The sequence below is a fragment of the Cytobacillus sp. genome (genome assembly GCF_964223445.1).
GTDB lineage: Bacteria > Bacillota > Bacilli > Bacillales > Cytobacillaceae > Cytobacillus.
The window spans coordinates 21,894-34,196 of record NZ_CAXQGS010000129.1; the positions used below are offsets into that span (position 1 = coordinate 21,894).

At 42.7% G+C, this 12,303-nt stretch carries 11 protein-coding genes; 9 read left to right on the forward strand and 2 right to left on the reverse strand.

Translation table 11 applies throughout. The features are described 5' to 3' along the window. Window positions 1–195 precede the first annotated feature (195 nt). Window positions 196–984, forward strand: a complete 789-nt coding sequence (spo0A, locus tag ACEQ1T_RS21985; RefSeq protein ID WP_206838467.1) for a sporulation transcription factor Spo0A — start codon at window positions 196–198, stop codon at window positions 982–984. A gap of 129 nt (window positions 985–1,113) precedes the next feature. Here spo0A and ACEQ1T_RS21990 read toward each other — a convergent pair whose 3' ends face one another. Continuing rightward, the gene (locus tag ACEQ1T_RS21990) at window positions 1,114–1,254 is read right to left on the reverse strand and encodes a YycC family protein (protein WP_113884408.1); all 141 of its coding nucleotides are present in this window, start codon (window positions 1,252–1,254) and stop codon (window positions 1,114–1,116) included. 17 nt (window positions 1,255–1,271) lie between these two features. Beyond that, a complete protein-coding gene (locus tag ACEQ1T_RS21995) occupies window positions 1,272–1,508 on the reverse strand; it encodes a DUF2627 domain-containing protein (RefSeq protein WP_019380202.1) in 237 nt (78 codons plus the stop codon). 153 nt (window positions 1,509–1,661) lie between these two features. Here ACEQ1T_RS21995 and ACEQ1T_RS22000 point away from each other — a divergent pair, with 153 nt between their 5' ends. The 8 genes from ACEQ1T_RS22000 (at window position 1,662) to ACEQ1T_RS22035 (ending at window position 12,268) form a co-directional block, all read left to right on the forward strand. Then, window positions 1,662–3,728, forward strand: coding sequence for a sigma-54-dependent Fis family transcriptional regulator (locus tag ACEQ1T_RS22000; RefSeq protein WP_206838464.1), 2,067 nt, complete (start codon window positions 1,662–1,664; stop codon window positions 3,726–3,728). A 207-nt stretch (window positions 3,729–3,935) separates the two neighbouring features. Then, a complete protein-coding gene (yqiS, locus tag ACEQ1T_RS22005) occupies window positions 3,936–4,838 on the forward strand; it encodes a phosphate butyryltransferase (protein WP_206838460.1) in 903 nt (300 codons plus the stop codon). Between the two features lie 99 nt (window positions 4,839–4,937). Further along, window positions 4,938–6,032: a branched-chain amino acid dehydrogenase gene (gene bcd, locus ACEQ1T_RS22010; RefSeq protein ID WP_370224750.1), complete on the forward strand. Its 1,095-nt coding sequence runs from the start codon at window positions 4,938–4,940 to the stop codon at window positions 6,030–6,032. A 162-nt stretch (window positions 6,033–6,194) separates the two neighbouring features. Then, a complete protein-coding gene (gene buk, locus ACEQ1T_RS22015; RefSeq protein WP_370224751.1) occupies window positions 6,195–7,304 on the forward strand; it encodes a butyrate kinase in 1,110 nt (369 codons plus the stop codon). A gap of 14 nt (window positions 7,305–7,318) precedes the next feature. Next, entirely contained in the window at window positions 7,319–8,740 is a 1,422-nt protein-coding gene (gene lpdA / locus ACEQ1T_RS22020) for a dihydrolipoyl dehydrogenase (RefSeq protein ID WP_206838455.1), read from the forward strand. A 79-nt stretch (window positions 8,741–8,819) separates the two neighbouring features. After that, on the forward strand, window positions 8,820–9,815 hold the full coding sequence (locus ACEQ1T_RS22025; RefSeq protein ID WP_206838453.1) for a thiamine pyrophosphate-dependent dehydrogenase E1 component subunit alpha: 996 nt from the start codon (window positions 8,820–8,822) through the stop codon (window positions 9,813–9,815). A gap of 12 nt (window positions 9,816–9,827) precedes the next feature. Then, on the forward strand, window positions 9,828–10,811 hold the full coding sequence (locus ACEQ1T_RS22030; RefSeq protein ID WP_113884415.1) for an alpha-ketoacid dehydrogenase subunit beta: 984 nt from the start codon (window positions 9,828–9,830) through the stop codon (window positions 10,809–10,811). Window positions 10,812–10,939: 128 nt separating this feature from the next. Continuing rightward, a complete protein-coding gene (locus ACEQ1T_RS22035; protein ID WP_370224753.1) occupies window positions 10,940–12,268 on the forward strand; it encodes a dihydrolipoamide acetyltransferase family protein in 1,329 nt (442 codons plus the stop codon). Window positions 12,269–12,303: the final 35 nt, after the last annotated feature.

Genomic DNA, 12,303 nt, shown 5'->3' on the forward strand with positions numbered 1-12,303 from the left:
AATCGGTCGAAAACAGAAGAAAACAAAAGAATAAATGAGGTTTAGTTGGTTTTTTAAGAAAATTTCAAAAAAGTAGAGGAATTTTTGTTGCATTGTCGAATTTCTCATTTAGAATAGAAAATAGATATCAAAAAGAGCGTGTTCGAAAATGAACATTCATTAAAGAGACCATAATTGGACCGAGGAGGAAAGTAAGTGAAGAAAATAAAAGTTTGTGTTGTGGATGATAATAGGGAACTGGTTGGGCTTTTAGAGGAATATATATCTTCCCAGGAAGACATGGAAGTTGCCGGAGTTGCACATAATGGACAGGATTGCCTCGAAATATTAGAGCAGACACAGCCCGACGTTCTTGTATTGGATATCATCATGCCTCACTTGGATGGACTTGCTGTACTCGAAAAAATGAGAAACTTAAATTTGAATAAACTCCCTAATGTCATCATGCTTACTGCATTCGGCCAGGAAGACGTTACCAAGAAGGCGGTGGATTTGGGAGCTTCATATTTTATCCTTAAACCATTTGACATGGACAATCTGGCAAGCCATATACGTCAGGTCAGCGGAAAATCAAATTCATTTCTCCGCAAACCCGCTCCATCTTACCGTCCTCAGGCAGAAGCAAAGCCTAAGAACCTGGATGCCAGCATCACCAGTATCATCCATGAAATTGGCGTTCCTGCCCATATTAAAGGATACCTATATCTCCGTGAAGCAATTTCAATGGTGTACAATGATATAGAACTTCTCGGTTCCATTACAAAAGTACTGTACCCTGATATTGCTAAGAAGTTTAATACTACGGCAAGCCGTGTGGAGCGTGCAATCCGCCATGCGATTGAAGTTGCGTGGAGCCGCGGTAATATTGATTCCATTTCCTCTCTTTTCGGATATACAGTCAGCATGACAAAAGCAAAGCCGACCAACTCAGAATTTATTGCAATGGTTGCAGATAAGCTGCGTCTGGAGCATAAAGCTTCTTGAAAGGGTAAGGACTTATAAAAAAATCATTTATTAATTTTGCTGCGCTCCTTATGGGGCGTTTTTATTATCCTTTAAACTCCGGAACCAAAAAGGTTCAGTTTGAAATTTCTCAAACTGAACCTTTTTAATTTATTTCTTTTCTTCTTTCTCAAGCTCCATCATCTTTTGAATCAGAATGTGCTGAGGCATATGCATGATTTGCTCAAGAGGAAGATTTAGTTTTTCAGCAAGCTTTAATGCTGTTTCCGGTGATATCTGCAGCGGCTTCACTTTTATCCCCCACTAACTTATTTGGTTTTAAAGCGTTCCTGTACTTTGTTTCTCTTTCGATCGCGATAAAGAATAAATCCTGCGATAAAGCCAAGGCCTATGATTAAGAAAAGGAAACCTGAAACAAATTGAAGCCATAAATATGGAAATGGGCTTTGCAGTATGCCAAAGACCATATCTCTCATTAATTTTATTCCATAGACAGCCAATATGCCCGGCAGGAGTAAAATCAATAAAGCAATTAGTCTAATCATAAAAAATTCCCCTTCAAATCGAATTACCTACCGAAATCATAAATCATTAAATAAATTTGTCAAGTGCCGCTGCTATGCTAAAATAAATTCATGAAGAATGTTGCACGGAATATTGTCAAGTGTGCAAGAATTTTCAATGAAAGAGGTAAAACGATGCAAACAGTAATGATTGTCGGTGCAGGAAAAGGCGGTACGGCTATCCTAAAAATAATAAAAGAAACGGCTGTTCTGGATGTAAAAGCAATGGTGGATATTGATCCGGATGCTGAGGGGCTTCAGATTGCCAATGAAAGCGGCATCCCGATTGGCACTGATTGGCGTCATTTTATGGATCAAGATCTTGATATCATTATTGAAGTCACCGGAAATGAACAAGTGTTTATCGACATCAGGGAAGCCAGAAGCAAAAATACGGTCCTAATACCTGGAAGTGTAGCTTTTTTAATCGCGAAATTACTTGAAGAAAAGGAAGAGCTGATTTCAAAATTCAGAAATGAAACGTATAAGCATGATTTGATTTTTAATTCAACTGATGACGGAATGATTGTAATCAATAACCTTAGTGAGATTACAGTCTTTAATCGAAGTGCGGAGAGAATGACGGGTATTAAGAGGAAAGACGCTTTAGGAAGAAAAATTAATGAAGTCATCACAGACAGTATGCTTCCCAGAGTTATGGCAACAAGGAGAATTGAAGCGAATCAGGAAATGACTTTGGCAAATGGCCTGAAAATTATTACGACAAGAATACCGATGCTTGGAGAAAATAACGAATTAATGGGTGCATTTGCTGTTTTTAAGGACATAACAGAAGTAGTCTCGCTTGCGGAAGAAATTACGAATTTGAAAGAGATACAGACGATGCTTCAGGCGATTATTCAATCAAGTGAGGAAGCTATTTCTGTGGTTGATGAAAATGGGGAAGGGATTTTAATTAATCCGGCATATTCCAGGCTTACCGGCCTGGAAGAAGAAAAAGTGATCGGGAAGCCTGCCACAGCTGATATTTCCGAAGGTGAAAGTGTTCATATGAAGGTTCTTCAAACGAGAAGGGCTATGAGAGGTGTGGCCATGAGGGTCGGACCGAAAAGAAAAGATGTTATTGTAAATGTTGCGCCTGTTATTGTTGACGGAAAGTTAAAAGGAAGTGTGGGTGTTATTCACGACGTATCGGAAATTCAGAATCTGAACCGTGAATTAAGCCGGGCAAGACAGATTATTCGTACATTGGAAGCGAAATATTCATTCGAGGATATTATTGGAACATCTGAAGAGATGACGCTTGCAATTGAACAGGCAAGACTCGGAGCTAAAACTCCAGCTACCGTTTTGCTTAGAGGAGAATCAGGGACAGGAAAAGAATTGTTCGCCCACGCTATACATAATGCAAGCGACAGAAAATATAACAAATTTATCAGGGTTAATTGCGCCGCATTATCAGAGTCTCTTTTGGAAAGCGAATTATTCGGCTATGAAGAAGGGGCATTTTCGGGAGCGAAAAGAGGCGGCAAACGTGGTTTGTTTGAGGAAGCTGATAAAGGCAGTATATTTCTGGATGAAATTGGAGAGCTGACAGCTAACACTCAGGCGAAACTCCTCAGAGTGCTTCAAGAACATGAAATTACAAGAGTGGGAGGGACTAAGCCTATCTCAATAGATGTTCGTGTTATTGCTGCGACTAATGTGAATTTAGAAAAAGGAATTGCAGACGGCACCTTCAGGGAAGACTTATACTACAGGCTGAATAGAATGCCCATACATATTCCTTCATTAAGACGCAGGAAGGAGGATATTCCTCTTCTATGCAGCAGGCTTATTCAAAAGATCAACCAGGAATATGGACGGAATGTAGAAGGTGTAACAGAACAAGCTGTTAATAAACTGATGGCCTATGATTGGCCGGGAAATGTCAGAGAACTTGATAATATTCTCGGCAGAGCCATTATTTTTATGAATTACAATGAAACGGAAATAGAGGAACGGCATATTCCGGATTTAATAGGTGCCAATAATCCTTCGCCAATCGTTGAAACAAGTGAAGAAGTACAAACTAAAACCTTAGCTCAGCTGATAGAGTTGTATGAGGCGAAAATGATCAGACAAACACTTTACAAGCTGGATGGGAATAAAACCAAGACAGCTAAATTACTTGGACTCTCAGTCAGGAATCTTTACTATAAACTGGAGAAATACAATATTGCAAAAGATGGCATGCAATAAATTTCATAGTGTGCAATTATTTGCGTACTTTAGTTCGGTGAATAAAGCGTTTTCACAGCGTTTTAAAGTTGGCACACTTCTTGCAAGTATAAAAAACGGATGGACATCAAGAGAAAGGCGTCGATAATTGTCTAGCACAAGCAGCCTGCCCCCGCGAGGTGTCGGGGAGGGTGAGGCACGCGCTTTTCTAGTAAGGGGGTTGAACAGATGAAATTGGATTCGCTTCTAACGAAAGCAACCCAATATGGTGAGAAAACTGTAGCCGTAGCCGCAGCGGAAGACGAAGAAGTTCTCGAAGCCGTTGCAGAAGCAATTAAGCTGAACTTAGCAAGCTTTTTATTATTCGGGGATCAGGTAAAAATCCGCGAAATCTTAAATCAGAATCATAGCGCAGCAGCTGATAGCCCTAAGCTTGAAATCATTCATGCAGAATCGTCTGCATATGCTGCAGAATTGGCAGTAAGGGCTGTAAAAGAGCAGAAAGCCAATGTACTGATGAAGGGAAATATCCCGACGGCAGGTATTTTAAAAGCTGTCTTAAATAAAGAATTCGGCTTAAGAACAGGAAATGTTTTATCACATGTGGCCGTATTTGAGGTTCCAGGTTTTGAACGATTTACAATTGTCACTGATGCAGCGATGAATATTGCACCGGACCTTAACCAAAAAGCACAAATTCTGAAAAATGCAGTTGAAATTGCAAGGAGCATAGGAATAGAAAAGCCTCTTGCAGCTCCGATTGCTGCAGTAGAGGTTGTTAACCCTGCTATGCAGGCAACTCTGGATGCCTCAGCATTAACTCTTATGAACCAAAGGGGCCAAATAACAGATTGTCTTGTCGACGGTCCTCTTGCACTGGATAATGCAATTTCTTTTGAAGCGGCTGAACATAAGGGGATCAAAAGCGAAGTTGCCGGACAGGCAGATATTTTATTAGTGCCGACTATCGAAGTTGGGAATACTTTATATAAATCACTTGTCTATTTTGCTAAAGCAAAAGTAGGAGCCGTTATCGCAGGTGCCAAAGCTCCGATCGTTCTTACTTCAAGAGCAGATTCGGCTGAAAGCAAGGTTTATTCACTGGCTTTAGCGATATGTTCAGCAAAGTAATGGATCTGATAATTCATTCAGCATTTTATAAATCGCAATTAAAAATTTATTATCCAAACGAACATACTACTTTTATTAAATCCGGGGAGGAATTATAACATGGAAATCTTCAAATACCTAGAAACTTACGATTACGAACAAGTGGTGTTTTGCCAGGACAAACAATCAGGTTTAAAAGCTATTATTGCTATTCATGATACCACTTTAGGCCCAGCACTTGGCGGTACACGCATGTGGACTTATGAATCTGAAGAAGCAGCTATTGAGGATGCATTGCGCCTTGCACGAGGCATGACTTATAAGAATGCAGCAGCTGGTTTAAATCTTGGAGGCGGTAAAACAGTTATTATCGGCGATCCGCGCAAAGATAAAAACGAAGAAATGTTCCGTGCATTCGGACGCTATATCCAAGGCTTAAATGGACGCTATATTACTGCTGAGGACGTGGGTACTACTGTAGCTGATATGGACCTGATCCATGAGGAAACAGATTATGTAACAGGAATTTCACCTGCTTTCGGATCTTCCGGCAACCCTTCACCAGTTACAGCTTATGGGGTATACAGAGGAATGAAGGCAGCAGCAAAGGCGGCATTCGGAACTGACTCTCTTGAAGGCAAAACAATTGCTGTTCAGGGTGTTGGAAACGTTGCGTTCAATCTTTGCCGCCATCTGCATGAAGAAGGTGCACAGCTGATTGTTACGGATATTAATAAAGAAGCTGTACAGCGTGCCGTTGAAGAGTTCGGTGCTAAAGCAGTTGAACCAAATGAAATTTATGGAGTTGAATGCGATATTTATGCTCCTTGTGCTCTAGGTGCGACAGTTAATGATGATACAATTCCACAGCTGAAAGCCAAAGTAATCGCTGGAGCTGCCAACAATCAGCTTAAAGAAACACGCCATGGTGATTTAATCCATGAGATAGGCATCGTTTACGCTCCAGACTATGTAATTAATGCAGGCGGAGTTATTAATGTTGCAGATGAGCTGTACGGATATAACCGCGAACGTGCAATGAAAAAAGTTGAAACTGTATACAATAATATTGAAAAAGTTATTGAGATTGCTAAAAGGGATGGAATTCCGACATATAAAGCGGCTGACCGCATGGTTGAGGAAAGAATTGAAAGAATGCGTAATTCACGCGGACAATTCCTCCAAAATGGCCATCATATTCTAAGCCGCAGATAAGTTTCAGGGAGGACTATCTTTCCTGAAATGCAAAGCGCTGAATGGAATATTCAGCGTCTTTGCCTTTAAAAACAAAGTAGAAAAAATGCAGCGGCAGTTATAGTACCTGAGTAAGAGTATGCTTTTACAAGGGAAATTTCCGCTCTTTATGGAGGTTTAAACGTGCTAGAACAAGAACATCGAATTCTCGTCATCAATCCGGGATCCACTTCAACTAAGATTGGAGTCTTCGATAATGAGATCTCTGTCCTGGAGAAGACATTGCGCCATGATGCAGATGTCATTAACTCTTATGAAAGTATTATCGATCAATATGAATTCCGCAAGCAGACCATTCTGGAAACACTTGATCATGAAGGAATCAATATCTCCAAATTAAGTGCAGTGTGCGGACGCGGCGGTTTGCTGCGACCGATTGAAGGAGGCACATATTCAGTTAATGATGCAATGCTTGAGGATCTTCGTGCCGGTTTTGCTGGTCAGCATGCTTCTAACCTTGGCGGAATCCTGGCATATGAGATTGCTTCGGGTTTAAATATTCCTTCGTTCATTGTCGATCCGGTTGTGGTTGATGAATTGGATCCAATTGCCCGTATTTCAGGCTTTTCAATGATAGAAAGAAAAAGTATTTTCCATGCCTTGAATCAGAAAGCTGTTGCCAGGAGAGTAGCCAAAGAACTTGGCAAAAAGTACGCGGAGCTTAACCTGATCGTTACGCATATGGGCGGAGGTATAACTGTAGGCGCTCATAAAAAAGGCAGAGTAGTGGATGTTAATAACGGACTTCATGGAGACGGGCCATTCAGTCCGGAACGGGCAGGTACAGTACCTGCCGGTGATTTGGTGGGACTTTGCTACTCCGGCAGCTTTTATCGTGAAGAAGTGATGAAGAAGCTTGTTGGACAAGGCGGTCTTGTAGGTTACCTGGGAACAAATGATGCAGTAAAAGTTGAAAAGATGATTGAAAGCGGAGATGAGAAAGCAAAGCTTGTCTACTCCGCAATGGCTTATCAGGTGGCTAAGGAAATCGGATCTGCCAGTGCAGTACTTGGCGGAAAGGTTGATGCCATCATCCTTACAGGCGGTCTTGCCTACGGCAAGGACTTTGTAAACGAAATCAGTGAGCGGATTAACTGGATTGCAGATGTTATTGTGCAGCCTGGTGAAAATGAACTGCAGGCACTCGCAGAAGGCGCTCTTCGTGTCCTCCGCGGTGAAGAGATTGAAAAAGAATATCCTGGGAAAAAAGCTGGCAAAGCAGCGTTGAAATAGAAGGGGGAAGCAACTTGGCACAGGAATATGATTTGGTGATTTTAGGCGGAGGCACAGGCGGTTATGTAGCTGCCATCCGTGCTTCACAGCTTGGTTTAAAAACGGCAATCGTTGAAAAAGGAAAACTTGGAGGGACTTGCCTTCACAAAGGCTGCATACCAAGCAAGGCTTTATTAAGAAGTGCTGAAGTGTTTGCTACCGCTAAACACAGTGAAGATTTTGGTGTAATGACAAGTGATGTATCAATCAATTTCAGTAAGGTGCAGGAACGAAAAAACAAAATCGTTGATCAGCTTCATAAAGGTGTTCAGCACTTGATGAAGCAAGGCAAGATTGATGTTTTCGAAGGGACTGGCCGCATACTTGGACCTTCTATTTTCTCTCCGATGCCAGGGACAATTTCTGTTGAAATGAACAATGGGGACGAAAATGAAATGCTGATCCCTAAAAATGTTATTGTAGCAACTGGATCACGTCCTCGTACCCTGCCAGGATTGGACATTGATGGACAGCTTGTAATGACTTCGGATGAGGCTTTAGCTTTGGAAGAAGTGCCAAGCTCCATTATAATTGTTGGCGGCGGAGTCATCGGCATCGAATGGGCATCAATGTTATCAGACTTTGGTGCTGAGGTAACAGTTATCGAATATGCTGACCGCATTATTCCTACGGAAGATAAAGAAATTTCAAAAGAAATGCAGCGCCTTATGAAGAAAAAGGGAGTCAAAATTGTAACAGGAGCAAAAGTGCTTCCTGAAACCCTTCAGAAAGGCGAAGGAGTTACGATTTCAGCTGAAGTGAAAGGATCTCAAGCGGAATTCTCCGCAGAGAAATTGCTTGTTTCTGTGGGGCGTCAGGCAAATACAGAGGGCATTGGAATTGAGAATACTGATATTCAGATTGAAAAGGGATTTGTTTTAGCAAACGAATACTTCCAGACAAAGGAATCCCATATCTATGCAATTGGTGACGTTATTGGCGGCCTTCAGCTGGCTCATGTTGCTTCTCATGAAGGCATTGCAGCCGTTGAGCACATTGCCGGCAAGAATCCTTCTCCAATTGACTATAGCCTGGTTTCTAAATGCATTTACAGTTCACCTGAAGCGGCAAGCGTTGGATTAACAGAGGATGAAGCTAAAGAAAAAGGCCATAATGTCAAAACTGGCAAGTTCTCATTCCGGGCTATCGGAAAGGCACTCGTATTTGGTGAATCCGACGGTTTTGTCAAAATTGTGGCAGATAAGGATACTGATGATATCCTGGGTGTCCATATGATAGGCCCGCACGTAACAGACATGATTTCAGAAGCAGGCCTGGCGCGTGTTCTTGATGCAACTCCATGGGAAGTAGCGCATACCATCCACCCTCATCCGACGTTATCTGAAGCAATCGGTGAAGCTGCCCTTGCAGTTGATGGAAAAGCTATCCACGGATAAAGTTTCAATTTAATAAAATGAAATAGTCCAGGCTCACTTTTGGAGCCCGGGATACATATTAGCTTAGGAGGTTGTATAAATGGCTGAAAACCGTCATAAAGATTTAGGTTTAAGTGATGAGAAAGTTCTTGAAATGTATGAGACCATGCTATTAGCTCGCCGTATTGATGAGCGTATGTGGCTTTTGAACCGTGCCGGAAAAATCCCTTTCGTTATTTCATGTCAGGGACAGGAAGCTGCTCAGGTAGGTGCTGCATTTGCACTTGATCGCGAGAAGGATTATGTTCTTCCATACTATCGCGACATGGGAGTAGTCCTTACGTTCGGCATGACTGCAAAGGAATTAATGCTTTCAGGGTTTGCCAAAGCAGAAGATCCAAACTCAGGCGGCCGCCAAATGCCTGGACATTTTGGTCAAAAGAAAAACCGTATCGTAACAGGCTCTTCACCTGTAACTACACAGGTGCCTCATGCTGTTGGCGTTGCTCTTGGCGGAAAGCTGGAAGGAAAAGATCTGGTAACCTTTGTAACGTTTGGTGAAGGTTCTTCAAACCAGGGGGACTTCCATGAAGGTGCGAACTTTGCAGGTGTTCATAAGCTGCCTGTTATCTTTATGTGTGAGAATAATAAATATGCAATTTCAGTACCGATTGAAAAGCAGCTTGCTTGCGAAAACGTATCTGACAGAGCTATTGGATACGGCATGCCGGGTATAACAGTTGACGGAAACGATCCGCTTGAAGTATATAAAGCTGTGAAAGAAGCGGCAGACAGAGGCCGCCGCGGAGAAGGGCCAACATTGGTCGAAACCATTTCATACCGTTTAACTCCTCACTCATCTGATGATGATGACCGAAGCTACCGTGCTCCTGATGAAGTGGCTGAAGCGAAAACAAAAGATCCTATAATTACTTTTGGCGCATACCTGAAAGAAAATGGCGTTATGGATGATGCGATCGAAAAGGAAATTAATGACCGGGTTATGAAATTGGTAAACGAAGCAACTGATTATGCTGAAAACGCTCCATATGCAGAAGCGGAATCTGCTTTAAAGCATGTCTATGCTGAACAGTAAGGGGGAGAGAATATGGCTGTAATTTCTTATATCGATGCGGTAACAATGGCAATCCGCGAGGAAATGGAAAGAGATCCAAAGGTATTTGTTTTAGGTGAAGACGTAGGTAAAAAAGGTGGCGTATTTAAAGCGACACAAGGACTATATGATAAATTTGGCGAAGACCGCGTAATTGATACTCCGCTTGCTGAATCAGCGATTGCAGGGGTTGGAATCGGTGCAGCGATGTATGGAATGCGCCCGATTGCAGAAATGCAATTTGCCGACTTTATAATGCCGGCAGTTAACCAGATTATTTCAGAAGCGGCACGCGTCCGCTACCGTTCCAACAATGACTGGAGCTGTCCGATTGTTGTTCGTGCACCATATGGCGGCGGTGTTCATGGAGCGCTATATCATTCCCAATCTGTCGAAGCAGTATTTGCGAATCAGCCGGGACTTAAGATTGTTATGCCTTCTACCCCTTATGATGTAAAGGGGTTATTGAAAGCGGCAATCCGTGACGAGGATCCTGTACTATTCTTTGAACATAAGCGTGCATATCGCCTGATTAAGGGCGAGGTTCCTGATGATGATTATGTTCTGCCCATCGGAAAAGCGGATGTCAAACGCGAGGGTGAAGATATCACAGTGATCACTTATGGCCTATGTGTTCATTTCGCTCTTCAGGCTGCTGAAAGACTTGCCAAAGATGGCATCTCAGCGCACATCCTTGATTTAAGAACGGTTTATCCGCTTGATAAAGAAGCAATTATCGAAGCTGCGTCAAAAACAGGTAAAGTGCTTCTTCTTACTGAAGATAATAAAGAAGGCAGCATCATGAGTGAAGTTTCTGCCATTATTGCAGAGAACTGCCTGTTTGAACTGGATGCACCAATCAAACGGCTTGCCGGTCCTGATGTGCCAGCAATGCCTTACGCCCCAACTATGGAAAAATATTTTATGGTTAACCCTGATAAAGTAGAAAAAGCAATGCGTGAATTGGCTGAATTTTAATAACTGGCATCTTAGCTAATAAAAATGGAAAGCGCAGATGATGCGGCTCTCCGGCTGGAATTCATTCCGGATCAGCTGCACCAGCTGCATGACCCGCAAAATGCGGGCAGCTAGAAGGAGGTTACCCAATGGCTATTGAGCAAATTAAAATGCCCCAGCTTGGGGAAAGTGTTACTGAAGGGACAATCAGCAAATGGCTGGTTTCCGTTGGAGATAAAGTAAATAAATATGATCCGCTTGCTGAAGTAATGACTGACAAAGTAAATGCGGAGGTCCCATCTTCTTTCTCAGGTGTAATCAAAGAATTGGTTGCAGAAGAAGGCGAAACTTATGAAGTTGGCCAGGTTATTCTGACAATCGAAACTGAAGGCGGCGGTGAAGCAGCGGCGGCACCAGCTCCATCTGAGCCTAAGCAAGAAGTTGATGCACCTTCTGCGTCAGCACCTTCTGCACAAGCGGCACCTGCAAAATCAGAAGCTCCTAATGGAGTCCGCTATTCACCTGCAGTCCTAAAGCTTTCACAGGAACACGGCATTGACTTAAATCAAGTTACAGGTTCAGGCGCCGGCGGACGAATTACCCGTAAAGACCTTATGAAAATAATTGAGTCCGGAGATATTCCTACAGCGGCAGCTGCTGCGGCTGCATCAGCACCAGCACCGGAAAAGACAGAAGCGCCGGCACCGTCTTCGGCACCTTCCCAGCCAGCATCACCAAAACAGGCAGCGCCAGCACCTAATGTTCCAGTAATGCCGGGTGATGTTGAAATCCCTGTTACTGGAGTGCGTAAAGCGATTGCAGCAAACATGCTTCGCAGCAAACATGAAGCACCACATGCCTGGACAATGATGGAAGTAGATGTTACAAATCTTGTCGAATACCGTAACAGCATCAAAGGTGAGTTTAAGCAAAAAGAGGGCTTCAACCTTACATTCTTTGCTTTCTTCGTAAAAGCTGTTGCGCAGGCCCTTAAGGAATTCCCGCAGATTAATTCCATGTGGGCAGGAGATAAGATTATCCAGAAGAAGGATATCAACATCTCCATTGCGGTTGCAACAGATGACGCGTTATTCGTTCCGGTCATCAAAGCAGCTGATGAAAAAACGATTAAGGGTATAGCCCGTGAAATCAATGACCTTGCATTAAAAGTACGTACAGGCAAATTGACTTCCGCTGAAATGCAGGGTGGAACTTTCACTGTAAATAATACCGGTTCATTCGGTTCTGTCCAGTCAATGGGCATTATCAATTATCCTCAGGCTGCAATTCTTCAGGTTGAATCCATTGTGAAGCGTCCTGTTGTCATGAACAATGGCATGATTGCTGTCCGTGACATGGTGAACCTTTGTATGTCCCTGGATCACCGTGTGCTTGACGGCCTGGTATGCGGACGATTCCTGCAGCGCGTGAAAGAAATTCTTGAGAACACATCTAAAGAAAATACAACTATTTATTAATAAAGAAAATTGCCGCTGCCCTGCTTAGGGGCAGC